General features: G+C 44.5%; 18 protein-coding genes and 1 CRISPR repeat array. Of the genes, 16 read left to right on the top strand and 2 right to left on the bottom strand.

Features of this window, described 5'->3' with window-relative positions; all coding sequences use genetic code 11:
- Positions 1 to 26 precede the first annotated feature (26 nt).
- From cas5c to cas2, 6 genes are all read left to right on the top strand, one after another.
- A complete protein-coding gene (gene cas5c / locus AAEY88_RS04570; RefSeq protein WP_350559701.1) occupies positions 27 to 776 on the top strand; it encodes a type I-C CRISPR-associated protein Cas5c in 750 nt (249 codons plus the stop codon).
- Positions 773 to 3,010 (top strand): type I-C CRISPR-associated protein Cas8c/Csd1, encoded by a 2,238-nt coding sequence (locus tag AAEY88_RS04565; RefSeq protein WP_350559698.1) that lies wholly within the window; start codon positions 773 to 775, stop codon positions 3,008 to 3,010. The genes cas5c and AAEY88_RS04565 overlap by 4 nt, the downstream gene beginning before the upstream one ends.
- 77 nt (positions 3,011 to 3,087) lie before the next feature.
- Complete coding sequence (cas7c, locus tag AAEY88_RS04560; protein ID WP_350559695.1) at positions 3,088 to 3,984, top strand: type I-C CRISPR-associated protein Cas7/Csd2; 897 nt, start codon at positions 3,088 to 3,090, stop codon at positions 3,982 to 3,984.
- A gap of 84 nt (positions 3,985 to 4,068) precedes the next feature.
- Entirely contained in the window at positions 4,069 to 4,695 is a 627-nt protein-coding gene (gene cas4 / locus AAEY88_RS04555; protein WP_350559692.1) for a CRISPR-associated protein Cas4, read from the top strand.
- 64 nt (positions 4,696 to 4,759) lie between these two features.
- Positions 4,760 to 5,791, top strand: coding sequence for a type I-C CRISPR-associated endonuclease Cas1c (gene cas1c, locus AAEY88_RS04550; protein WP_350559689.1), 1,032 nt, complete (start codon positions 4,760 to 4,762; stop codon positions 5,789 to 5,791).
- A gap of 83 nt (positions 5,792 to 5,874) precedes the next feature.
- Positions 5,875 to 6,165, top strand: coding sequence for a CRISPR-associated endonuclease Cas2 (gene cas2, locus AAEY88_RS04545; protein WP_350559686.1), 291 nt, complete (start codon positions 5,875 to 5,877; stop codon positions 6,163 to 6,165).
- Positions 6,166 to 6,412: 247 nt separating this feature from the next.
- A CRISPR array of direct repeats spans positions 6,413 to 9,842; the repeat unit is 32 nt; unit sequence GTCGCATCCTTCACGGGTGCGTGGATTGAAAC.
- A 132-nt stretch (positions 9,843 to 9,974) separates the two neighbouring features.
- Here the strand turns inward: cas2 and AAEY88_RS04540 are convergent.
- On the bottom strand, positions 9,975 to 10,223 hold the full coding sequence (locus tag AAEY88_RS04540; protein ID WP_350559683.1) for a DUF2164 domain-containing protein: 249 nt from the start codon (positions 10,221 to 10,223) through the stop codon (positions 9,975 to 9,977).
- Positions 10,224 to 10,521: 298 nt separating this feature from the next.
- Between AAEY88_RS04540 and AAEY88_RS04535 the strand changes: the two genes are divergently transcribed.
- The 5 genes from AAEY88_RS04535 to betT all read left to right on the top strand — a co-directional run bounded on the left by AAEY88_RS04535 (position 10,522) and on the right by betT (position 17,234).
- A complete protein-coding gene (locus AAEY88_RS04535; RefSeq protein ID WP_321154454.1) occupies positions 10,522 to 10,866 on the top strand; it encodes a multidrug efflux SMR transporter in 345 nt (114 codons plus the stop codon).
- Complete coding sequence (locus AAEY88_RS04530) at positions 10,867 to 11,436, top strand: TetR/AcrR family transcriptional regulator (RefSeq protein ID WP_350559680.1); 570 nt, start codon at positions 10,867 to 10,869, stop codon at positions 11,434 to 11,436.
- Between the two features lie 120 nt (positions 11,437 to 11,556).
- Positions 11,557 to 13,041 (top strand): betaine-aldehyde dehydrogenase, encoded by a 1,485-nt coding sequence (gene betB, locus AAEY88_RS04525; protein ID WP_407074424.1) that lies wholly within the window; start codon positions 11,557 to 11,559, stop codon positions 13,039 to 13,041.
- A 230-nt stretch (positions 13,042 to 13,271) separates the two neighbouring features.
- On the top strand, positions 13,272 to 14,972 hold the full coding sequence (gene betA, locus AAEY88_RS04520) for a choline dehydrogenase (RefSeq protein ID WP_350559674.1): 1,701 nt from the start codon (positions 13,272 to 13,274) through the stop codon (positions 14,970 to 14,972).
- Positions 14,973 to 15,188: 216 nt separating this feature from the next.
- Positions 15,189 to 17,234 (top strand): choline BCCT transporter BetT, encoded by a 2,046-nt coding sequence (betT, locus tag AAEY88_RS04515; protein ID WP_350559671.1) that lies wholly within the window; start codon positions 15,189 to 15,191, stop codon positions 17,232 to 17,234.
- A 161-nt stretch (positions 17,235 to 17,395) separates the two neighbouring features.
- Here betT and AAEY88_RS04510 read toward each other — a convergent pair whose 3' ends face one another.
- Positions 17,396 to 18,022, bottom strand: coding sequence for a TetR/AcrR family transcriptional regulator (locus AAEY88_RS04510; RefSeq protein WP_350559668.1), 627 nt, complete (start codon positions 18,020 to 18,022; stop codon positions 17,396 to 17,398).
- Positions 18,023 to 18,319: 297 nt separating this feature from the next.
- Between AAEY88_RS04510 and AAEY88_RS04505 the strand changes: the two genes are divergently transcribed.
- The 5 genes from AAEY88_RS04505 to AAEY88_RS04485 all read left to right on the top strand — a co-directional run bounded on the left by AAEY88_RS04505 (position 18,320) and on the right by AAEY88_RS04485 (position 24,868).
- Entirely contained in the window at positions 18,320 to 19,471 is a 1,152-nt protein-coding gene (locus AAEY88_RS04505) for an acyl-CoA dehydrogenase family protein (protein ID WP_350559665.1), read from the top strand.
- A 52-nt stretch (positions 19,472 to 19,523) separates the two neighbouring features.
- Positions 19,524 to 20,729 carry an acetyl-CoA C-acetyltransferase gene (locus AAEY88_RS04500; RefSeq protein WP_350560460.1) on the top strand — a complete coding sequence of 402 codons (1,206 nt, stop codon included), beginning with the start codon at positions 19,524 to 19,526 and terminating at the stop codon, positions 20,727 to 20,729.
- A 47-nt stretch (positions 20,730 to 20,776) separates the two neighbouring features.
- Positions 20,777 to 22,963, top strand: coding sequence for a 3-hydroxyacyl-CoA dehydrogenase NAD-binding domain-containing protein (locus AAEY88_RS04495; protein WP_350559662.1), 2,187 nt, complete (start codon positions 20,777 to 20,779; stop codon positions 22,961 to 22,963).
- Positions 22,964 to 23,042: 79 nt separating this feature from the next.
- Positions 23,043 to 24,098 carry a CaiB/BaiF CoA-transferase family protein gene (locus tag AAEY88_RS04490; RefSeq protein WP_350560458.1) on the top strand — a complete coding sequence of 352 codons (1,056 nt, stop codon included), beginning with the start codon at positions 23,043 to 23,045 and terminating at the stop codon, positions 24,096 to 24,098.
- Positions 24,099 to 24,415: 317 nt separating this feature from the next.
- Positions 24,416 to 24,868 (top strand): PACE efflux transporter, encoded by a 453-nt coding sequence (locus AAEY88_RS04485; protein ID WP_350559659.1) that lies wholly within the window; start codon positions 24,416 to 24,418, stop codon positions 24,866 to 24,868.
- Positions 24,869 to 25,028 lie beyond the last annotated feature (160 nt).

Below are 25,028 nucleotides of genomic sequence, written 5' to 3'. Positions count from 1 at the left end.
ATTAAACTTAGTTAAAAGGATAATTTATGACAGAAAATATAAAACCAAAAAACTCTATCGAATTTTTACTCACGGGTCGTAACGCTCTATTCACTGACCCTATCACGCGTATCGGTGGTGAGAAGACCAGTTATCACTTGCCGACCTATGAAGCCTTAAAAGGGGTATGCAAAAGCATTTATTGGAAACCCTCTATTATTTGGTATATCGATAAAGTCCGCATAGTCAATCCCATTCGAACTCAGACTAAAGGCATGAAGCCCATCAAGTTCCATAAAGATGGAAATGATTTGGCCTATTACACCTATCTTCATGATGTCGCTTATCAAGTCCAAGCGCATTTTGAGTGGAATATGCATCGGCCTGAACTAAAAGCCGACCGTATTGATGGTAAGCATTACAGTATCGCTCAGCGTATGGTCGATAAAGGCGGTCGTCAAGATATCTTCTTAGGTGCTAGAGAGTGCCAAGGCTATGTCGAGCCTTGTGATTTTGGTAGTGGAAACAGCTTTTATGACGAAGCTGGGCAAACGCATTATGGACTGATGTTTCATAGCTTTGCTTATCCTGATGAGACAGGTGTAGATGAGCTGCACAGTCGCTTTTGGCACACAGTCATGCGGAATGGCGTTTTAGAGTTTCCCAAACCTACAGATGACCTTATAGCTGACGCTAATAACGGTATGCCGAATCGTTTTGTACGGGAGATGACGGCTAAAGTATTTGAGCTGGATGACAATATGCAGCCAGTCACTCAGACGGAGGAGTCGTTATGAGTTGGTTACAACGATTATATCAAACCTATGAGCAGGCCAGCCAAAATGAGGAAGTCCAGTCTCAAGAAACTCAGTTGATGCCTTATTATCATGTTAATCAGAACGTTCAAATTATCGTTACTATTAATGATAAAGGTGACTTCGTCAAAGCCGAGATATGTAGAGACAATGGTGAGCGCGGAACAGGCAAAGTAAAATCAAGCTATCTAGCTATTCCTGCAACTAATGATTCCGCAACTCGTGCAGGCCAAATACCACCTCCACATCCATTATCAGATAAGGTTCAGTATTTAGCTAAAGACTATTTTGAACATTATGCAGTCGACCCTAAACGCAACTTCTATGAACCTTACATTGAAATACTAAGTTTTTGGTGTAATTCAGAGTATGCCCATCCAAAAGCACAGGCAGTGCTCAGATACGTACAGAAAGGCACAGTAGTAAAAGACTTGTTAAAAGCTAATGTCCTTATTGCTGACCCTATTGATAATGACAAACTGGCTTATCCCACGCAGGCAGGAGACTATCCGGACAGTATTTTATCTTCATTAAATAAACATCCAGACAAAGGGACCTTTGATCAAGGAGCTGCATTTATAGCATGGAGAGTAACGCCCAGTGATATCACTAATATGGCAAAAGGCGGCCCTGCTGAAACATGGAAAGATACTAGTCTATTTGAATCATGGCAACAGTTTTATGCGACACTTGATAGTACCGATGGTTTTTGTTATGTCACAGGAGATACGCACCCTCTTGCCAGCAAACATCCCAATCGTATTTTACGTAGTGCTACCAATGCCAAGCTAATTTCTGCCAACGATATGTCTAGCTTTACCTTTTTGGGACGCTTTACTGACGATAAAAAATCTATTGCAGCCACTGGTCTGCAAGGCGCAAACGTTAGTGCGGTCGTAACTGAAAAAGCGCATGCGGCACTGTCATGGTTGTTAGCTCGCCAAGGTCGTGAAGAAGCAGGGCAAGCAGTGGTCGCATGGGCAACATCTGCCCAAGAAATCATTCAACCTACACAAGATATAGCAGAGGCTGTAGGGTTTAATGTAGTGGATAATATTGATAACCAAAATGACAGTATTGATAGCAGTACTGGCAATGATAGTGAGGTTTTTGATGATGAAGACTTTGGTTTAGAAGATGGCAACGGCTTTGACAATACTGAATTTGAAAATGATAGTTATGACGACGATGACGATAGTATAGTTTCTACCAACAGCCTTGCCCCAACCGTTGAATCTAAGCCTTTCTCGCCTTGTCCTAACCATGATAAAAATCTAGGTGTTAACTTTGGCAAGCGTTTAAACAATACCATGCAAGGCTACCGTCAGAAGCTCGATGCTCACGACCAAATTTCCGTTATTACTCTAGATGCTGCTACCCCTGGGCGAATGGCCGTTACCTACTATCATGAAAGCATGCCCGATGCGTATATTGATGCGCTAGAGTCGTGGTATCGCCAGTTCTCATGGTACTTCTATTACAAAGACCAAGAGAGTAATGAGTCTAAACTCACTATTAAAGCACCAACACCCAAACAGATTGCTCAAGTTGCTTACGGGTCTCGTTTGTCCGATGCCTTAAAAAAGCAGGTCGTCTCGCAAGTCTTGCCCTGTATCGTTGAGGGGGAAGTCAGGCAACTACCATGGCAACTGGTTGAACTATGCATCAAACGTGCCTGCAATCCATTAGTGTTAGAGAATGGGGAATGGGATCAAGCAATTAGCGTAGCTTGTGCATTATTCCGTGGTTATTATCAGCGTCATTCAAAACAAAGGAGCTACACCGTGGCACTACAAACAGATTACACCAGCCGTGACTATCTATATGGACGCTTGCTAGCTATTGCAGATGATATCGAAAGTCTAGCGTTATATGTTGCCGGTGAAAAGCGTAACACGACTGCCCAGCGTTATATGCAACAGTTCGCCAATCGTCCTTTTAGTACTTGGCGTAATATCGAGCTGGCTCTTAAGCCATACGAAAACCGTCTAAAGTCCAGTCGTGGTGGTTATCTCGCTAACATGCAGTCTATGATTGACCAAGTTATGAGTTCATTTGAAATAGAAGATTTCAATAATAACTTGGCTTTGTCAGGCGAATTTTTATTGGGCTATCACAGCCAAAAAATGCAATTGAGATTAGATAAGCAACAAGCTAAAAAGGCGCGTGAAAATGACAAAATAACAGCGCAGCAAGATAGTTCTGTGGACGCGTAAAGCCACAAGTAGTAAGACAGCTATTGCCTTACCAAATACACTTATTAATAACCTAAATTTAAGAAAAGGAAATAATTATGACTGCTACTACTCACAATTCTATCAATAATAAAATCGACTTCGCCATCATCATGGGCGTTAACAATGCCAATCCTAATGGCGACCCATTGAATGGTAACCGTCCGCGTACTGACTTTGAAGGCAATGGTGAAATCACTGATGTCTGTCTAAAACGTAAAATTCGTGACCGTCTGCAAGAGTCTGGCGAGGCGATATTCATACAGTCTGACGAGAAAAAAACTGATGGCATGACCAGCCTAAAAAACCGCGCTTATGATGAAGAAGTAGGCTTGGGTAAAGGTGCCTTTGAAGCCAATAAAAAAGAAAATCTCGAAGCCAAACGTGATGAGACCGCGCAAAAAGCCTGTGATAAATGGTTTGATGTGCGTGCTTTTGGTCAAGTATTCGCCTTTAAAGCGGATAACAAGAATGCGGACGGAGTGTCTATTCCTATTCGAGGCCCTGTCACTATTCAGTCTGCTTTTAGTTTGCAACCTGTCGATATTACCAGTACGCAAATCACCAAAAGTGTCAGTGGTGAAGGTGATGGCACGAAAAAAGGTAGCGATACTATGGGTATGAAGCACCGTGTAGATGAAGGTATTTATGTGACTTATGGGGCTATCACACCGCAATTAGCAGAGCGCACTGGATTTAGTGATGCGGATGCTGAAAAGATAAAAGAAATCTTACCTAAATTGTTTGAAGGTGATGCCTCATCGGCACGTCCTGAAGGCAGTATGCAAGTTAAGAAGGTAGTTTGGTGGCCACATAGCAGTAAGTCAGGACAGTATTCGTCAGCGAAAGTACATCGTAGCTTAAAAGAACTGTTGAATGATAAAGGTGAGTTTGATGAGTCAGCATTAAAATCTGTACTTGATGGATTAACGCCTGAGATTATTGAAGGATTTTAGTCTGTCATTAACTTTTAGATATTTGAGCAAACTTTACACAGTGAGTTTCGCTCAAACCTTATTATTTAATGAAGAGCCATAGCCATGCAAACCCTCTACCTATCACGCCTTCAGCATTACTTATTTTGCCCGCGTCAGTTTGCGCTGATTGAGCTGGAATGCGCATGGGAGGAGAATGTTTTCACCGCTGAAGGCCAAGTCATGCATGAAAAGGTGAACTCCGGCGGGCATGATACGCGCGGTAATATTAAAACGGTTCGCACCCTAGCGCTGGGTCATGCAGCTTTAGGATTAGAAGGGATTGCTGATGTCGTCGAATATCATACGGATGACGATGGCAACCAAGTGCCATTTCCGATTGAATACAAACGTGGCAAGCCTAAATCCCATCGAGCCGATGAGGTGCAACTGTGTGCGCAAGCTTTATGTTTAGAAGACATGCACCACTGTATCGTACCGAAAGGGGCTCTATTCTATGGCAAAACCCGTCGCCGTCACGCAGTAGATTTTGACGATGAACTGCGACAGATAACCTTAGGTGCGATTGATGACTGCCGACATATTATAGAAAGTGGAAAAACACCAAAGCCTATCTATAGCACCAGTAAATGCCGCAACTGCTCGCTAAAAGACCACTGTCATCCCAAAATATTTAATAAAAACGCCAAGGCATGGCTTACCAAACATATTGTTGCCAGTTTAGATGATTAAAAATTAATAAACTCATTTGCAAAACAACAAAAACTCTACTTTTATAGCCTTAATAAGGATATTCATGCGCCCATTAAAAAATACTCTATTTGTTCAGACTCAAGGCGCATGGATGAATAAACAAGGTGAGAATGTGGTCATGAATATTGATCATGAAGTCAAAGGCCGTGTCCCTCTTCATAAACTAGAGGCCATCGTCTGCTTTGGACAAGTTTCTATATCACCAGCTCTGATGGCGCATTGTACGGATAACGCCATCACTATCACTCATCTTAATCGATATGGCAAGTTTCAAGCCCGTATTGAAGGTGCAGTCAGTGGCAATGTGCTATTGCGGCGTGAGCAATATCGAATTGGCGATGACCCTGAGCGTACTCAGCCAATTTGTCATAGTATTATCTTAGGTAAAGTCCACAATCAGCGCCAAGTTATCCGGCGCTATCTTCGTGATTATAAACAGCAGCTTGATGACGCTACTATTGATAGTTTAAACTCGGCCCAAAAACGTTTGGAGCGTGGCCTGAGTAAAATCCTTGCCACCCAAACGCTACCAGATTTGCTAGGCCGTGAAGGTGAGATGGCAAGCACTTACTTTAGTGTGTTTCCACATTTCATTCGCAATCCTGATTTTCATTTTGCCAAACGTACTCGTAATCCACCTACCGATGCGATGAATGCGCTGTTATCTTTTACCTATACGCTCATGACTCACGATTGCCGTAGTGCGCTCGAAACCGTTGGGCTTGATCCTGCTTGTGGTGTATTTCATCAATTACGTCCCGGTCGTCCCTCACTAGCACTAGATCTGGTGGAAGAGTTCAGACCTATCGTTGATCGATTTGTGCTCTCGCTAGTCAATAAAAAGCAGCTTAGTAAATCAGACTTTAAGCAAGAGCCTAATGGGGCAGTTTGGCTAAAGGATGATGCGCGTCAAACCTTTTTTAAGGCGTGGCATGACCGTAAGCAGCAAACCATCTACCATGACTGGTTTGAGGAGACCGTACCGTTTGGTTTATTACCGCATTTACAGGCTACCATTATGGCACGCCATATCAGAGGCGATATCGATGCTTATATTCCGTTTTTGTGGAAGTAGATAAACCTAATTAATAAGCTTATAAAACGAAGTAAACTTGCATTAAAAAATGATAGTTCAAGTAGTCATTAAGGATTTATATCATGATGGTACTGGTCACTTACGACATTAGCTCAGAGGGCGCATCAAGTGCCAAACGTCTGCGTCACGTCGCTAAGCATTGCCTGAATTATGGGCAACGAGTTCAATATTCTGTGTTTGAAATCGAAGTAAATCCTGCCCAGTGGACAACGCTTAAAGCCACGCTTGAGGATGTCATTAATCCTGATGTTGATAGTCTGCGCTATTATCATCTTGGTAAAAACTGGCAGCATAAAGTGGAGCATGTCGGCGCAAAACCTGTGATAGACTTGAATGATGTACTGCTTTTTTAAGCATTATCATAAACCGTAAAACGTACTATTTGACTGTCAAAGGTCATTGCGAACCCATAGCATACATAAAATCTCTAGGAGATTCGCAAAGGTGTCGCAAATCTATTTAACAACATGATTTTATTATCTTTATTTTATAAAAACAAAACTTTGGTGAGTGCCGTACTTGCCAGATTCGCTTATGGTTTAGACGTTCGCAAATTCCAAGGTTTTTTCTCAACCTTATTAGTGACTTAAACTATGGGCTGTCGCATCCTTCACGGGTGCGTGGATTGAAACTGCATTAATGGAATTAATACTATTGGTTAGGGCTGTCGCATCCTTCACGGGTGCGTGGATTGAAACGTCAATCTGACCTTGTATCAAGTCCATGATTTGTCGCATCCTTCACGGGTGCGTGGATTGAAACCTGATGATGTATCTTGGTTATCAAAATCTTTGGTCGCATCCTTCACGGGTGCGTGGATTGAAACGGTCAATCGCTTTGTTATTGGCTCATAGTTATTTAGTCGCATCCTTCACGGGTGCGTGGATTGAAACTACTTGTATCTAAGTCGGTTGCTATTACATGAAGTCGCATCCTTCACGGGTGCGTGGATTGAAACAAAGTAATAACGAGAAATGAATAGCAGGGTGTGTCGCATCCTTCACGGGTGCGTGGATTGAAACAAGACAAGCACCGCTTGGGGTTTATAAATTAGCTTAGTCGCATCCTTCACGGGTGCGTGGATTGAAACACACCCACTGACTTTAATTTCACAAGCATTGAGTCGCATCCTTCACGGGTGCGTGGATTGAAACGCAATATCGAATAATATCAATGACATACGCTCTAGTCGCATCCTTCACGGGTGCGTGGATTGAAACGCCCGTTTGCACCGTCTTGCCAGCGCGATCCGTGTCGCATCCTTCACGGGTGCGTGGATTGAAACAAATAGAGTATTAAGGCTGCTTAGACGGCTATGTCGCATCCTTCACGGGTGCGTGGATTGAAACTTAAAACGTGACAACGATGTGAATACCATTGAGGTCGCATCCTTCACGGGTGCGTGGATTGAAACAGTGACGGCGCTAAAACACAGTGCTGTGATGAGGTCGCATCCTTCACGGGTGCGTGGATTGAAACTTTTAACTCTACAGATATTCTTAGATTAACTTGTGTCGCATCCTTCACGGGTGCGTGGATTGAAACGCGACTAGCGCCAAACAATAATCGTAATATTTTGGGTCGCATCCTTCACGGGTGCGTGGATTGAAACCAAGCTGCCAACTGTCATTAACCCAGTTTGCTCAGGTCGCATCCTTCACGGGTGCGTGGATTGAAACAGCATGCGTTTTTGGCTTATGGCAGTCGGTGCGTCGCATCCTTCACGGGTGCGTGGATTGAAACCTATTTACAGCTTGTTTTTCAAACCGGCTAATTGTCGCATCCTTCACGGGTGCGTGGATTGAAACCTATTTACAGCTTGTTTTTCAAACCGGCTAATTTGTCGCATCCTTCACGGGTGCGTGGATTGAAACAGAATTTACCCTTGTCCCCGATATCAAAAAGAAGTCGCATCCTTCACGGGTGCGTGGATTGAAACATAACTAAAGGTTATCAATCATGACTCCCAAACAGGTCGCATCCTTCACGGGTGCGTGGATTGAAACGCTAGCATCGTTAGCGGTTATGCGTCGTACCCGTAGTCGCATCCTTCACGGGTGCGTGGATTGAAACCGTTTATTTGGACGGACCCGCATGGCAACACAAGTCGCATCCTTCACGGGTGCGTGGATTGAAACTGGCAAATCACACTCAACTTTGAACAGCATATGTCGCATCCTTCACGGGTGCGTGGATTGAAACACATTACGTTTGTAATTATACTCATACTATAAAAGGTCGCATCCTTCACGGGTGCGTGGATTGAAACGCAATGTGGCGCAGGCAATGGCGTGTCATTAGTGGTCGCATCCTTCACGGGTGCGTGGATTGAAACACGATAGGCAGCGCTGCAATGTTTGTCGGCGGGTCGCATCCTTCACGGGTGCGTGGATTGAAACATACTCGTTGGGTCGCGCAAGTTTAATGGTATCGGTCGCATCCTTCACGGGTGCGTGGATTGAAACTTTACTAAATTTCAGCCTTAAGGATATTAATCATGGTCGCATCCTTCACGGGTGCGTGGATTGAAACCAAGCTGCCAACTGTCATTAATCCAGTTTGCTCAGGTCGCATCCTTCACGGGTGCGTGGATTGAAAAAAATTAATACCAGTTTACAGTTATCGCTAGACAGTCGCATCCTTCACGGGTGCGTGGATTGAAACTTATACCGAGGGCACACAGGGTAATGGTTATCGGTCGCATCCTTCACGGGTGCGTGGATTGAAACGTAGTAATCAGCAGTCTGATGCCAATAGCCAGGTCGCATCCTTCACGGGTGCGTGGATTGAAACTTTACGTGGATCGGTGCTGTTTTAAATACTGTGTCGCATCCTTCACGGGTGCGTGGATTGAAACCGTTCTGCAAGCGGGCACACTGTAAGAGACTTGAAGTCGCATCCTTCACGGGTGCGTGGATTGAAACTAATGATTTGTTTTTGATGTAGTCCTGATAATCAGTCGCATCCTTCACGGGTGCGTGGATTGAAACAAACTTTCCATTATCTTCCATATTGGCAATAGCTGTCGCATCCTTCACGGGTGCGTGGATTGAAACATAATCATACCCAACAGATCGTTTTATGACAGTCGCATCCTTCACGGGTGCGTGGATTGAAACGGGCAGTACACGAGTATTAAGGTTAATAAGTTGGTCGCATCCTTCACGGGTGCGTGGATTGAAACAAGAAACACTGAATCGGCTTTAGGCTTACTGTTGTCGCATCCTTCACGGGTGCGTGGATTGAAACCTTATTCTGTGGTCTATTGGGGGTGTTGCATGGTCGCATCCTTCACGGGTGCGTGGATTGAAACCCAAAAGGCTGCAACAACAATGCTCTACGCGAGTCGCATCCTTCACGGGTGCGTGGATTGAAACCGGCATATCATCACCAGTCAGATAATCAACGTCGTCGCATCCTTCACGGGTGCGTGGATTGAAACATTAAGCCCGGTACTTTGAATATATCAACCTTTGTCGCATCCTTCACGGGTGCGTGGATTGAAACTTATATGCTCAAAGAGTTGGAGGGTATAGTTAGTCGCATCCTTCACGGGTGCGTGGATTGAAACAGACAGTAAGTGCTAGCAGACCAACTTATCAAAGTCGCATCCTTCACGGGTGCGTGGATTGAAACTGCCTTCAATCGCTTGTTCATCCGGATCATGTAGTCGCATCCTTCACGGGTGCGTGGATTGAAACTTGTCGGCTCGTGACCAAATGTCATCTGTGGGTTGTCGCATCCTTCACGGGTGCGTGGATTGAAACTTTATATTGGCCTGCTCGCTCAACATGGCGCATGGTCGCATCCTTCACGGGTGCGTGGATTGAAACCCTGATGACATGGTGCCGTATCGTGAATACCTAGCGTCGCATCCTTCACGGGTGCGTGGATTGAAACAGTACACTATCTGCCCTCCCACGCCTTACAAGGTCGCATCCTTCACGGGTGCGTGGATTGAAACTAGCTTGCGCTCCAAAGTATGCGTTGGGTGACAAGTCGCATCCTTCACGGGTGCGTGGATTGAAACCATGTATTACGATAATTTTAATTTGTTAGGTTTAGCTGGCTACCTCTAACAGTATAGTATGCAATATAGTGGAGATAGTTCATTCCAAATTAATACGATGTAACAAAGTAGGGTCAAGAAATCTATTGAGTTTTAATCTTTTTTAAAGCTGTGCATGTCTTCTAAAATAACTGTAAATCTCTCATATAACCAAGGCTCAATATCTTCAATCACTTGATTGTATAAATGCGGGCCTAGCATTTCAATGATGAAGTCCAATAAAAACCGAGCGGGCAGGTTGCCGATATCGGTATCGAATTCCTCTTTCATATATGCACTGAGACCCTCCAAAACCATTTCTTCTGCTTCTTCTGATAACCTAATTAGTGGCTCTTTACTCATAGTCATTACTCCAAATGATCATTTTTCTGTGTTAAATATTAGCTATTAAGGCTTAGTTATAACGGCACAGTCTACCCAAAATACACGGTCATAGGTGGACACTCAGCCAATAACCAACAACAATGATAAGAAGCAAATAGCGGAATCTAAATGACAAAGGGACAAACTGCCCCTTCCAATCTTCTATGAAAGGCTATAAGATACCTTCCGTATGGTTTCTTTATAATGATTTATTAATATTGCTTCAGTTAATAACGTTTTAATTGATAGCGCTATAACTAACAAGAGCCCCTTAACTATGAGTCCTACCACTATTGCTTACTTTTATCTTGGCATGGCTATTATTTGTGAGGTGATTGGTACGACGTTTTTGGTCAAGTCAGAACAGTTTACCCGCTTAGTTCCGACCCTTATTATGGGTGTGCTGTATGTGTTGTCGTTTTACTTGCTAACGCACACGCTAAAAACGTTGCCATTGGGCATTGCTTATGCCATGTGGGGAGGTCTGGGTATTGTCCTAACCTCTATTATTGGCATCATCGTATTTAAACAAAATCTGGATACACCAGCGGTGGTCGGTATTGCTATGATCGTCGGTGGTGTGGTGGTAATGAATGTACTCTCCAATTCTGTAGGACATTAAATGATAGACAATGCTTATAAACGCAAAAAACAGCCGGAGCTGGTTCGCCGTGCTCTGCTTGAGCAAGCGGCACGAATTACGGTAGAGCAAGGTTTGTCTAAAGTCACCTTTCAAGCGGTCGCTGATGTAGTGGGGGTGACCAAAGGCGGTGTGATGCACCATTTTGCGACTAAAGACGCGCTTATTCTTGCCGTATTTAACGATGCCATGGCAACGTTTGAATCAGAAGTAAATGACGCCATGGCCAAAGACCCCGTGAGTTATGGTTCTTTTACGCGCGCATATATCGATGCCACCATCAGTCTAGGCGAAAAAGGGCTGGAAGAGTTTAATCACCAAGCAACCTTATATGTATTGATGCTAGGGGATCGCGACCTTCGCGAGGTTTGGGCCTATTGGTCTAATGAGCAATTACGCAAGCATGAACAAACAGATAATACTGAAACCTTATGTATGGTGCGTCTGGTAGCTGATGGCATTTGGCTCTCTGATTTTTCGGGTATTAGTATTCCTGATAAAAAGTCACTGCGTAACCGCTTAATAAACATGACCCAGAGTGAGCAGCAGTAAAATATAGCTTTATTTATTTTAACCATTTATAAAAATGACAATTTATTAGGTGTAAAGGGCTTGCTATAGCCCTTTTTTTGCCGGTTGTCATAAGGAGTAATCATGACTGATTCAACTAATATGAAAAATACTATTGATTTTAACCAAACACAAACTGCTTATATTAATGGTAGCTATCTTGCGGTAGACGAGTCGACATCGACTTTCGATAGTATCAACCCTGTGACCGGTGAAGTATTAGTAAAAATTCAACAAACGACGACTGAGCAAATTGATGAAGCCGTCATCGCAGCGCAAAAAGGTCAGAAAGTCTGGGCAGCCATGACTCCGGTTGAGCGTAGTCGTATTTTGCTAAACGCAGTTGCACTATTACGCGAACGCAATGACGAGCTTGCGATGCTTGAAACTATGGACACGGGCAAAGCAATCTCTGAGACTAAATATGTCGATATCGTCACTGGTGCCGATGTCATTGAATATTATGCGGGGCTTGCGCCAACTATTGAAGGCCGTCAAATTCCATTGCGTGATACCAGTTTTGTCTACACCCGTCAGGAGCCATTAGGCGTTATCGCTGGCATTGGCGCCTGGAACTATCCGATTCAAATCGCCATGTGGAAAGCCGCTCCTGCGTTAGCTGCTGGTAATGCGATGATTTTTAAGCCTTCTGAGATGACGCCTTTATCCGTCCTAAAATTAGCAGAAATTTTCACTGAAGCTGGTTTACCGGATGGGGTCTTTAACGTAGTTCAGGGTAATTATGAGGTTGGCGAAGCGCTTACTCAGCATCCTGATATTGCTAAAGTATCGTTTACTGGCGGCGTACCGACTGGCAAAAAAGTCATGTCTAGCGCTGCAACGTCGTCGCTTAAAGACGTTACGCTTGAGCTTGGTGGTAAGTCACCGTTAATTATATTTGACGATGCCGACCTTGATACTGCTGCTGATATCGCTATGATGGCAAACTTTTATAGCACTGGTCAGGTATGTACCAATGGTACGCGCGTCTTTGTTCCCAAAGTTTTACAAGCTAAGTTTGAGCAAGCTATTTTAGAACGTGTTAAGCGCATCAAGTTAGGCGATCCTATGGATGAGAGCGTCACCATGGGGCCGTTGGTCAGCTTCCCGCATATGGAAAGAGTGCTCGGCTATATGGAGCAAGGTAAGGCTAGCGGTGCTCGGTTGTTGTGTGGCGGCGAGCGAGTAACGGAAGGCTCACTTGCTGATGGCGCATACGTGGCACCGACCGTCTTTAGCGATTGTACGGATGATATGAGTATCGTGCGCGAGGAAATCTTTGGTCCAGTCATGTCTATATTGACGTATGAGACCGAAGAAGAGGTCATTCGCCGTGCCAATGCTAGCGAATATGGTCTAGCCGCAGGGGTGGTAACTGCTAATTTGAAACGTGCCCATCGTGTCATTGCTCAAATCGAAGCGGGTATCTGCTGGTTAAATACTTGGGGCGAGTCAGCAGCGCAAATGCCAGTAGGCGGCTACAAACATTCAGGAATCGGCCGCGAAAACGGCATGCAAACCCTCGAGCATTATACTCAGACTAAATCTATCCAAGTAGAGCTAGGTGCATTTGAATCGGTATTTTAAGGGTTGTTTTTTAGCGGCTACTTTTTAGCGATTGGTTTTTAACCATTGCTTCTTAATGGCAAATTTTTAAGGTTCACTTTAAATTTTTGCTCGTTAATTACTAATACTGAAGAAATTATTAACGCAGTCAGGTTGTTTTATTCGGACTTATTTGACCTTTTTATTCGACCTTACTGCGGTTAAATGATTTATTTTTTCAATATTATGTTTTCAATACTATGGAGATTTTTATGTCATCAACACTACCTGAGTATGACTATATTATTGTCGGCGCAGGGTCAGCGGGAAACGTGTTGGCCACGCGCTTGACTGAAGATACTGATATCAAGGTGTTGCTATTAGAAGCAGGCCGTCCGGACTATCGGCTAGACTTTCGCACGCAAATGCCAGCAGCATTAGCAATGCCGTTGCAAGGGACGACCTACAATTGGGGCTATAAAACCGATCCTGAGCCCTACATGAATAATCGGGTCATGGACTGTGGTCGTGGTAAAGGCCTTGGTGGATCATCTTTGATTAACGGTATGTGCTATATCCGTGGTAATGCCTTAGATTTTGACGACTGGGCTAAGATAGAAGGTCTAGAAGACTGGACCTATGCAGATTGTCTGCCTTATTTTAAAAAGTTAGAAAACTGTGATGCTGGCGAGAATGATTATCATGGTGTGGGTGGACCTGTGGAGATGACCACTTCAAAGCCAGGCGTTAATCCATTATTCCAAGCCATGATTGAGGCAGGTGTACAAGCAGGCTATCCTCGAACTGAAGACCTAAATGGCTATCAGCAAGAAGGCTTTGGTCCGATGGATCGCTTTGTCACGCCAAATGGCCGCCGCGCTTCGACTGCTCGAGGCTATCTTGATCGCGCTAAGCCGCGCAGTAATATCACGATTTTGACTGGCGCGCTGACCGACGTGATTTTGTTCGATGGCAAGCATGCTATTGGTGTCAAAGTGGAGCACGAAGGTCAGACTAAGAATTTCCATGCTTCCCGTGAAGTGATTGTCTCATCAGGCGCGATTGCAACGCCGCAATTACTTCAGCGTTCAGGTATTGGTCCCGGCCAATGGCTCAAGGAATTGGGTGTGCCTGTAGTTTTAGATTTGCCAGGCGTTGGCAACAATCTACAAGACCATTTAGAACTTTATATGCAGTATGAATGTACCCAACCGGTCTCGATTGCCCCTGCCAATAAATGGTGGAACAAACCAGCGATTGGTGCAGAATGGTTATTTAAAGGCACCGGACTTGGAGCGTCTAACCAGTTTGAGGGTGGCGGTTTTATCCGTACTGATGAGACTTTTACGCATCCCAATATTCAATATCATTTCTTACCACTTGCCGTTCGTTATGACGGCCGCAGTGCCAGCAATTCTCATAGTTTTCAAGCGCATGTCGGCTCTCTGCGTTCACTGAGTCGCGGCCACGTAAAGCTGACCTCACGAGATCCAAAAGCGCATCCTAGTATCTTATTTAACTATATGTCTCATGATCAGGATTGGCGCGAGTTCCGTGCGGCGATGCGTATCACTCGTGAAATTATGCATCAGCCGGCACTCGATCCTTACCGCGGTCGTGCTATCTCACCAACTGAAGATTTAGTCACTGACCAACAGTTAGATGACTACGTTCGTGAGAATAGTGAAACTGCGTATCATCCCTCGTGCACGTGCGCGATGGGTGAACATAAAGACGCGGTAGTCAATGGAGAAGGTCTAGTACACGGTATTGAAGGCCTGCGTATCGTTGATGCGTCTATTATGCCCAACATTATCAGTGGCAATCTAAACGCGACCACTATTATGATGGCAGAAAAAATTGTCGATAAAATGAGAGGTAAGAAACTGCCACGGTCTAACGCAGATTATTACGTTGCGAATGGCGCGCCGTTAAGAGCGGAGCCGATGCGTGATTACAGTCCTGCTAGATAACAGCTATAGGTGGTCGCACTTAAAACAGCTATACGATTCTACATTCCGACTCTATTTTATTTAGTGTTCACTGTCGTTCGATTAGTGCTAACTTTTTAAAACTATGAAAATGATCAATGCTCTATTTATGGGTATTGCCTGCTTTTGTGACGTCATGACGCTATGACGGACAAGGTAATACCAGATTATGATTAACCTTACCTATTGAGGTCTTTTATGTCCAGCTCGCCCTCAAAGGATGCGACGCAAACCCTGAGTCTAAACAAAACGGTTTTTTTAGGCTCAGCACTTATTTCTATTTTATTAATTATCTGGACCATCTCGTTTCCAGATTATAGTGAAGCCTTGCTCAGTTCTGGAATGACTTGGGTATCAGAGAGTCTTGGCTGGTATTACATGCTGGTGGTGGCGGCCTACAGTATTTTTTCTCTATTCGTTGGCTTTTCGCGTTACGGCGACATCAAGCTTGGTCAAGACCACGAAAAGGCGCAGTTTCCTTTCTTAGCATGGGCGGCAATGCTGTTCTCAGCAGGTATTGGTATTGACTTGCTGTTTTTTGGTGCCTCCGAACCCTTGATGCACTACTTAACGCCACATGCTGGCCTGACACCGGCCAGTGAAGAGGCTATGCGCCAAGCAGTCGCCCAAACCTTTTTACATTGGGGTCTTCATGGCTGGGGCATTTATGCGTTAATCGGTATGGCATTGGCCTATTTTGCTTATCGTAAAAACATGCCGCTGGCGCTGCGTTCTCCTTTAACCCCTATCTTTGGTGAGCGTTTAATTAAGGGCTGGCTGGGTGATAGTATCGATACCTTTGGCGTGGTATGTACGTTGATGGGGATTGCGACCAGTTTAGGGATTGGAATCCTACAGGCCAATGCGGGACTGACCCATGTCTTTGGTATTGAATCGAGCAAAATGGTTCAGACTTTTATCATTGTCGGTGTGGTCGCGGCAGCCGCTATATCAGCAATGACCGGTGTTGAGAGAGGCGTACGCCGCCTCTCCGAGTTCAATATGCTATCCGCTATATTATTGCTGGTTGCGATGTTGGTAATGGGCAACACGGTTTATCTGCTTAATACCTTTACTCAGAATATAGGTCAATACTTTCAAACAATCGTTGCTAAGACCTTTGACGTCTATGCTTACGATGGTGCTGCTGGTGCCGAATGGAAGTCGGGATGGACGATATTTTTCTGGGCATGGTGGGTGGCATGGGCGCCGTTTGTAGGCTTGTTTATCGCGCGAATCAGCCGTGGCCGTACCTTACGCGAGTTCGTATTTGGCGTGATGTTTATTCCATTGGGCTTCATCTTCGCCTGGTTCTCTATTTTTGGTAACTCTGCGATCGACTTAGTAGCCAATGGTGCCACTGAGCTTGGTGAAATCGCTGTTAATGATGCCGCGATGGGTATGTTTGCGTTGTTTGAGTATTATCCGTACAGTGATGTGTTGTCACTTGCTGGGGTTATTATTGGTTTGGTATTCTTTATCACCTCAGCTGACTCAGGCGCTTTAGTATTGGCCAACCTTAGCTCAAGAGGGATGACTAATGATACCGATGCTCCCGTTTGGTTACGATTATTCTGGGCAGCAGCGACCGGCCTTATCACGCTTGGATTACTATTTGCCGGTGGGTTTGCCTCATTACAATCCGTTTCTGTTATTGCTGGACTACCGTTTTCGATTATTTTAGTGCTCTATATGATAGCCATGTGGAAATCATTAAAAGAAGAGGGTAATAAACGCAAAGCCAGTAACATAGGCACGGCCAACGTGCTTGATAGTGGCAAGAGCTGGAAGGCACGCTTGCAACGTATTGTCAGCTTCCCGGGACATGCCCAAGTTGAGCGCTTTTTACAGAATGTCGTATTACCAGCGATGACTGAAGTTGAGAAAGAGTTGCAAGCAGGCGGACTTAAAACGGCTTTGATCGTCCGTAATCCTGAGCATATTGGTCAAGATATAGATCAAGGTAAAGGCCAAGAGAGCGTTCAAATAGAGGGTCTGAAACTACAAGTTGGCCATGGCGATCAAGATGACTTTATTTATGAAGTCAACTTAGTGAAAGCTGAACGTCCTAACTTCACGCTTAATACCTCAAGTAAACTTGCTGAGTACTACTATAGAGCTGAGGTGTTCCTAAGTGATGGCTCGCAAGAGTATGATTTGGTTGGCTACACTAAAGAGCAAGTATTGGTCGATATTCTTAATCAGTATGAGCGCCATATGCAGTATCTACATTTAGAACGCTAGTTAATCTAGAACGTTAATTACCGCTAGCAAGCCATTATAATGTTGTCATGATAATGCGTGGTGAATTTTATCTAACAAAGAAAAGCCTCAGTTGCATAGCTGGGGTTTTTTTTGGTTAATGGTCGCTGTTGTAGTTAAGATGGATCTTCTCACCATTCAAACTAAACCGCTTCAGGTTTACTAATAGCCCGCCATAACATGATAAATAGCGCATCAAAATCTTCAGTGATGGGGCGAGGTTGTTGCCGAATGATGTGCATTAATCCCAAGCGGCTGATAAAGCCCATAAAGATATCAAACAAAATATACAAAGGCACCGTATCGTTCAATATTCCTTTCTGTTGACCATCGGCTAACACTTTCAAAAAAGCATTCAGCAGCTCTTTATTGCCATAAATAGCGATATTACGATAGCGAGAAACCGGGACGGCGGTTGACAATACCATCACCGCATCCGGACTTGAATCAACAAAATCAAAACATACCCACAGCGTTTTACGCAGCCGTTCTTTGACGCTATCAATCCCTTGTAAGTGATCCATCATACGAGCAGCAAGTCGTGCCAATACTCGATCTAAAATGGTATAGATGACCGTTTGCTTGTCACCAAAATATTTATATAGCGTTTGTAGCGATACATTGGCGCGATTGGCGATTTCAATCATGCTCACTTCACTGGCATCGCGACCATCAAACAGCTGTAATACCGCCAGCTCAATTTTATCCAGCGTAGATGGACGCATGGCGGAGAGCGGCGCGGTTGCAATAGAGGATTTGGCACTGCCCATACGGGTCTCCAAGGTGAGTTGATCGCTCACAATGTTAATTAGCAGACTTTTTTATAATAGATAACAATGATAATTATTGAAGGTAATGCTAATTACCATTATTAAGATAGTCATTGCTTAAGGTATTATTATTTGTCAATATCATTGATCAGTGTTAATAATTTATAGGATGATAAGGATGTCGATTATTAATCGTTTAGGGTAATGATTATTACCGTAGATCAATTATTGCTAGTGTAGCAGTTATCGTATGGCCTGATATCAACCAAATATTAATTAAATACCAAGGATGGACTCATGACTATTGAATGCTTTAAGCCCAAATGGATGGATGAAGAGATTGAGATGTTGCATGAGAGTGCGCTCAAGCTATTTAAAAGTTGGGAAGTGCATGACGAAAAGTGGCGTGAAAATGGCATGCTTGACCGTTCCGCTTGGGAAGAGGCGGGCGCGATGGGCTTTTTATGTGCGTCGATGCCAGAAGAATATGGCGGTGCAGGTGGTGATTTTCGCCATGAAGCCGCCCTCATTTATGCGCAGTCAGAAGCCAATCAAGCGGGCTTCGGCGGCTTTTTGCATTCAGGTATTGTTGCGCCTTATATTTTGCATCACGGTACTGAAGTTCAAAAGCAAAAATGGCTTACCAAAATGGCAACGGGTGAGATGATTGGGGCGATTGCCATGACTGAGCCGGGCACGGGTTCTGATTTGCAAAATATCAAAACTTATGCCACCAAAGACGGTGATGATTATATTATTAATGGTTCAAAAACCTTTATTACCAATGGTCAACTGGCCAATTTAATTATCGTGGCCTGTAAAACCGACAGAGAAAAGGGCGCACAAGGGGTATCGCTGATTGTGGTTGAAACTGACAATGCTCCAGGGTTTGAGCGTGGTAAAAAGCTGAAAAAACTCGGTCTAACATCACAAGATACCTCTGAGCTGTTTTTTAGTAACATGCGTGTACCGCAAGCAAATTTACTGGGAACGGTAGAAGGTTCGGGCTTTGCCCAACTTATGCAAGAGTTGCCGCAAGAGCGCTTAATTATTGCTTTAGCGGCCATTGGGGCGATGAAGCTGGCGCTGGATTTGACCATTGATTATACCAAACAGCGAACCGCCTTTGGTCAGCCGGTATGGCGCTTTCAAAATACCCGCTTTAAGCTGGCAGAATGCAATACCCATTATATCGCGTCAAGCGCGCTATGTGATGCGGCTATTGACGCCCTTTTAGAAAAAAAGCTCACGATGCAACATGCGGCATTAATTAAATATTGGGTATCTGAAAAGCAATGTATTGTGATGGATGAATGTGTCCAGTTATTCGGCGGTTATGGCTACATGACGGAATATCCCATTGCGCGCTTATATGCAGATGCACGGGTGCAAAAAATCTATGGCGGTACAAACGAGATTATGAAAGAGTTGGCCTCACGTTTTATGTAATCAGTTGATTAGAAAATGTTATTAAAAGTATAAAAACTAAGGACAACCTATGATTCAGACGGCTTATATCTATGATGCCATTCGTACCCCGCGTGGTAAAGGCAAAGCGAATGGCGGACTGCATCAAGCAACGCCCATTTGGTTAGTGCGAACGTTATTAAATTCCATACAACAACGCAATGATTTGGATACCAGCTTGGTAGATGATGTGGTGCTGGGCTGTGTGACCCCAATTGGCGAGCAAGGTGCGGATATTGCCCGTATTGCGGTCATTGATGCCAGCTGGCACGAAACAGTGGCCGGCGTGACCTTGTCGCGCTTTTGCGCCTCGGGTCTGGAGTCAATTAACTTAGCAGCCAGTAAGATTATGTCAGGTATGGAGGATATGGTAGTCGCTGGCGGTGTTGAGTCTATGAGTCGGGTGCAGATGGGTTCTGATGGCGGCGCATGGTACGTTGACCCGCGGGTAAATACGTCGACTCAATTTGCCCCGCAAGGCGTGGGTGCCGATACTATTGCGACGCTTGAAGGCTTTAATCGCCAGGAAGTAGACGCTTTTGCGGCAGAGTCACATCGCCGTGCAGCGACAGCATGGCAAAGCGGTTATTATGATAATGCCGTTATACCCATCTATGATTTAAATGGACGCTTGCTACTGGATAAAGATGAAACCATTCGCCCTGATACCACGGTTGAAACTTTGGCAGGACTAAAGCCATCTTTTGCAACGTTAGGCAAAATGGGCTTTGATAGCGTGCTATTGGATAAATACACCAGTATAGAGCGCATAAACCATGTCCATCATGCGGGTAACTCATCTGGCATCGTCGATGGGTCCGCGCTTTGTTTACTCGGTAGTAAGTCTGCAGGACAAAAAGCAGGATTGCGTCCGCGAGCTAAAGTGATTATGGCCTCCGTCATTGGTTCTGAGCCTTCCATTATGCTGACCGGTCCGACCCCAGCGTGCCAAAAAGCGCTTAAAAAAGCCGGTATGACCGCAGCAGATATAGACTTATGGGAAATCAACGAAGCCTTTGCAGCCGTGCCCATGAAAACGGCTAAAGATTTGGGTATCTCACTGGATAAGGTCAATGTCAACGGCGGTGCGATTGCAATGGGGCATCCACTGGGTGCGACAGGAGCGATGTTGTTGACCACAGTGCTCGAAGAATTAGAGCGCCGTGACCTCAGAACTGCCATGATTACCCTATGTGTGGGCGGTGGTATGGGCATCGCAACCATCATTGAACGCGTATAGTTCGTCCACTATAAAACGAGATTGGTCATATAATAAAGGGAATAGCTATGAGCACGGAGTGCACCCAAACGATTAATGCTTTGAATAATTTTTATGCAGAGCGTGATGATGACGGTACGGTGACGGTCAGTATCAATCAAGCTGACCGCAAAATGAATGTCATTGATGATAATTTTAATGATGCATTTTCTATATTAGCGGATGCTTTTATAAGTGATGCTACTGCCAAAGGGCTTATTCTGACATCAGGTAAAGATACCTTTATTGTTGGCGCTGATATTGACCAGCTCGCCACTATTAAAACCCATGAGCAAGCCTTTGCGTTGGTAGAATCCTTAAAAGCAAGCTTACGTAAACTCGAAAAATCTGGCAAACCTGTCGTTGCTGCGCTGACCGGTACGGCACTTGGTGGTGGGTTAGAGGTCGCATTAGGCTGTCATTATCGCATTGCCATTGACTCGCCCAAAACCAAGTTTGGCTTACCAGAAGTTAAGCTGGGTTTGCTACCGGGCGGCGGCGGCACTCAGCGTTTAATGCGCTTGGTTGGACTACAAAAAGCATTAGAGATGATGACTCAAGGTCAAGTTGTCAGCCCTAATGTTGCCAAAGACATTGGCCTGATTGATGCTATCGTAAGTGATAAAAATGAGATGTTAAAGCAAGCCAAGCAATGGATTATAGACCATCCTACGGCTCAGCAACCTTGGGATAAAAAAGGCTTTAAGATTCCAAATGGCAATGCCAACAGTCCAAAAAATGCCCAAATGCTATCCATAGCACCAGCCATGGCTTATCAAAAGTCGCACGGCAATTATCCGGCTATCACTCATATAATGTCTTGTGTGTTTGAGGGTAGCTTGCTGGATATTGATGCTGCGCTTGAGGTTGAGTCGCGCTATTTTGCCGCTTGTGCGTTGTCTCCTGTAGCCCATAATTTGATTGCCTCAATGTGGGTACAACTAAATCGTATTAAAAAAGGCCACTCACGTCCTACTGGATTTGAGCCTCATAAAATGAACAAAGTAGGCATTTTAGGGGCTGGCATGATGGGCGCAGGTATCGCTTATGTGACTGCCAAAGCTGGCATCGACGTGGTACTACTCGACACCAGTATTGAAAACGCGAATAAAGGTAAGCACTATTCAGCGACACTCTTAGACAAAGCCATTAGCCGAGGTCAGACGTCTGAAGTTAAAAAGACGGCATTGCTAGCTAAAATAGAAACCACGGCGTCTTATGATGATTTAAAAGGCTGTGGTTTGGTGATTGAAGCGGTGTTTGAAAACCGTGATATTAAAGCCAAATGTACGCAGCAAGCAGAAATTATTATTGCTGATACGGCTGTTTATGCCTCTAATACTTCCACCATACCAATTACCAGCTTAGCCACAGTCAGTAAGCGCCCTGCTCAATTTATTGGGCTACATTTCTTCTCACCAGTCGATAAAATGCCGTTGGTTGAGATTATTATGGCGGATGACACGGATGATGCGACGCTAGCAAAAGCCTTTGATTATGTGTTACAGATTGGCAAAACGCCTATCGTGGTCAATGACAGCCGAGGGTTTTATACCTCACGGGTGTTTGGGACTTATGTCTCAGAAGGTCTTGCGATGCTTAGTGAAGGCGTGCACCCACGGCGCATTGAGGTTGCCGGTATGAAAGCGGATATGCCGATGCCGCCGCTAGCCTTGCAAGATGAAGTGTCGTTAGATTTGGCCATACACGTCACAGAACAAGCCAAAAAGGATATGAAAGCCGCGGGTAAATCGTGGGTCAGCCATCCCGCAGAAGCGGTGCTCAATATAGTAGCCAAAGATTATGAGCGCTTGGGCAAAAAATCAGGCAAAGGCTTTTACGATTATCCTAAAGAGGGCGACGTTAATGGCGACAAGCATTTATGGCCACAGCTTACTGAACTATTTCCTCCTGTCAATGAGCAACCAGAGATGCAAGAGTTGATAGACCGTCTATTATATATCCAAGCCAACGAGTCTGCCCGCTGTTATGAAGAGGGCGTAGTGCGCTCGGTCGCGGATGCAAATATTGGGTCAATTTTTGGTTGGGGCTTTGCACCGAATCAAGGTGGTACGCTGCAATTTATCAATGCGACTGGGATAAAAAGGTTTGTTAAACGCAGCAATGAGCTTGCCATAAAATTTGGTGCGCGCTTTAAGCCTGCACAGATTTTAGTCGATATGGCTCAAACTGGTGAGGTATTTTCGGATGACTAATAACCAAATGATCAATAATATAGCGGCTAATGATGAAACCATTGTTAATGAAGCTGTTAATAATCAAGCGCTAGCACTGATGTCAGACTGCTTAAATGGGTTGAAAATCGTCGATCTCACTCGTAATCTACCCGGACCCTTTGCGACCCGCTTACTGGCTGACTTAGGCGCAGAGATTATTAAAATTGAACCCGAGAATGGTGATCCGGCACGCGCTTTCGGTGAGTTATTTGAGGTTTTAAATCATGGTAAACATTGTGAAAAAGTGAATTTTCGTAGTGATGCGGGCATTGAGTCGATTAAAGCGCATTTAAAGGATGCGGACGTGATGCTGGATAGCTTCCGCCCTGAAGTGCTGGTCGGTATGGGCTTAGATGCCGCTACCTTGCATGCTATTAATCCTAAGCTGGTAATGGTTTCTATCACCGGCTATGGTATTCCGGATGCCCTCGATACTAGCGCTGAGACTTGGGCCACAAAAGCAGGGCATGATATCAATTTTATGGCGATGAGTGGCACTCTTGGCCAGCTAAAAACGGCCTCGGGCGATCAAGCCATGCCTAATGTACAGTTTGCAGATTTGGCAGGAGGTAGCGACAGCGCTGTTATCGCATTATTGGCGGCGGTATTTGCCGCTAAGAATACAGGGCGAGGGCGACATATCGCGATTAGCATGACCCATAGCTTATATCATCATCTGGTGATGCCAAAAGCAACCGCTAGCATGATGAAAAATATAAGCGGACAGCGACCAGCGCCGCAGCATGACTTTTTAGGTGGTTTGTTGCCGTGCTATCGACTCTACAAGACTCAAGATAATCGCCATATGGCAATCGGCTCATTAGAGTTTAAGTTTTGGCGATTATTGTGTGAGACTTTAGATTTATCTGAATACGCCAATGCTCATTGGCAACGCGGGTTCATGCCCAATACGGTAGAGAGCCAAGCCGCCGCTTATGCAGTAGCAGACAAATTCTCGAGTCAATCTATGGCGCATTGGCAAGTAGTGTTTGCAGAAGTTGATGCCTGCGTAACACCCGTATTAAGCTTGGTAGAAGCGCAAAGTCATCCGCTGTTTGCTCATCAAGATAAATATCAAGCGACCGCTGCATGGCACGTTATCACGATGGCATAGAGCAGTATAAAAGCAGATAGTCATTAATTTACAAATGATGACCAATAGTCAGCTTTTAAAGGGTATGTAAGTCGTTGAGGGGTTGTTAGTATTTCAAGCAAACCATGAGCTCGATATCATCGTGGTTGGTACTTACGGACATTCTAAGTGGTAGTCGTTGTTCGTTAGAAGTATGGCCACCCGAATTATGGCTAAAACCCTTTCAGCTATTCTTTTACTACGCTAAAGCTTTTCTAAATCCTATACACCCCAAATTTGATATAATAGTTTAACAGATAGAATGAATCCATAAATGACGGAATAAAGCAGGAAATTTAATGCGCACCACCAAAGATCGTATTCGCCATACCCTAGGCTTTGAGATAATAGGCCTAATTATCTTTGCCCCGTTGGCAAGCTGGGTATTTGGCTTCGACCTCCACCTAATGGGCGTTATGGCCGTGGTTGGCTCCATTATTGCGACCGTGTGGAACTATTTTTATAACTTATTGTTTGACCACGGCATGCTGAAACTGCATGGAGAGGTGCATAAGACAATTCCAATACGAGTGCTGCACGCCCTATTATTTGAGGGTGGTCTGCTATTACTATTCATGCCGATAATCGCCTGGTACCTGAGTATTAGCCTGTGGGAAGCCTTTATGATGGATATCGCTATGGCTACCTTTTATGTGGTGTATGCCTTTATCTATAACTGGGTTTATGACAAGGTATATCCTATTCCAGAAACTGATCTTTCGAGTCCCAATGGAGATGTAGTGACAGAATAAACTTGGAAAAACCACAAGATATTTTTAGATATCTGAATGCCTATTGTTAATTTAGCAGTAGATCTATAGTTTTTTGAGCGTACGTTAGGATTTGTCCCATTTAATTTTTTGTTAAGCATTTACTGTGTGGTTGCAGTAATGATACCGCATCATTCGATTA

The sequence above is a fragment of the Psychrobacter sp. CAL346-MNA-CIBAN-0220 genome, assembly GCF_040309805.1.
Taxonomy (GTDB): Bacteria; Pseudomonadota; Gammaproteobacteria; order Pseudomonadales; family Moraxellaceae; genus Psychrobacter.
This window is presented reverse-complemented; position numbering and strand designations above follow the sequence as displayed.

What these genes read in the sequence shown, in the direction of transcription:
- cas5c (WP_350559701.1), top strand. Translation starts at nt 27, where the DNA reads ATGACAGAAAATATAAAACCAAAAAACTCTATCGAATTTTTACTCACG.
- AAEY88_RS04565 (WP_350559698.1), top strand. Translation starts at nt 773, where the DNA reads ATGAGTTGGTTACAACGATTATATCAAACCTATGAGCAGGCCAGCCAA.
- cas7c (WP_350559695.1), top strand. Translation starts at nt 3,088, where the DNA reads ATGACTGCTACTACTCACAATTCTATCAATAATAAAATCGACTTCGCC.
- cas4 (WP_350559692.1), top strand. Translation starts at nt 4,069, where the DNA reads ATGCAAACCCTCTACCTATCACGCCTTCAGCATTACTTATTTTGCCCG.
- cas1c (WP_350559689.1), top strand. Translation starts at nt 4,760, where the DNA reads ATGCGCCCATTAAAAAATACTCTATTTGTTCAGACTCAAGGCGCATGG.
- cas2 (WP_350559686.1), top strand. Translation starts at nt 5,875, where the DNA reads ATGATGGTACTGGTCACTTACGACATTAGCTCAGAGGGCGCATCAAGT.
- AAEY88_RS04540 (WP_350559683.1), bottom strand. Translation starts at nt 10,223, where the DNA reads ATGAGTAAAGAGCCACTAATTAGGTTATCAGAAGAAGCAGAAGAAATG.
- AAEY88_RS04535 (WP_321154454.1), top strand. Translation starts at nt 10,522, where the DNA reads ATGAGTCCTACCACTATTGCTTACTTTTATCTTGGCATGGCTATTATT.
- AAEY88_RS04530 (WP_350559680.1), top strand. Translation starts at nt 10,867, where the DNA reads ATGATAGACAATGCTTATAAACGCAAAAAACAGCCGGAGCTGGTTCGC.
- betB (WP_407074424.1), top strand. Translation starts at nt 11,557, where the DNA reads ATGAAAAATACTATTGATTTTAACCAAACACAAACTGCTTATATTAAT.
- betA (WP_350559674.1), top strand. Translation starts at nt 13,272, where the DNA reads ATGTCATCAACACTACCTGAGTATGACTATATTATTGTCGGCGCAGGG.
- betT (WP_350559671.1), top strand. Translation starts at nt 15,189, where the DNA reads ATGTCCAGCTCGCCCTCAAAGGATGCGACGCAAACCCTGAGTCTAAAC.
- AAEY88_RS04510 (WP_350559668.1), bottom strand. Translation starts at nt 18,022, where the DNA reads ATGGGCAGTGCCAAATCCTCTATTGCAACCGCGCCGCTCTCCGCCATG.
- AAEY88_RS04505 (WP_350559665.1), top strand. Translation starts at nt 18,320, where the DNA reads ATGACTATTGAATGCTTTAAGCCCAAATGGATGGATGAAGAGATTGAG.
- AAEY88_RS04495 (WP_350559662.1), top strand. Translation starts at nt 20,777, where the DNA reads ATGAGCACGGAGTGCACCCAAACGATTAATGCTTTGAATAATTTTTAT.
- AAEY88_RS04490 (WP_350560458.1), top strand. Translation starts at nt 23,043, where the DNA reads ATGTCAGACTGCTTAAATGGGTTGAAAATCGTCGATCTCACTCGTAAT.
- AAEY88_RS04485 (WP_350559659.1), top strand. Translation starts at nt 24,416, where the DNA reads ATGCGCACCACCAAAGATCGTATTCGCCATACCCTAGGCTTTGAGATA.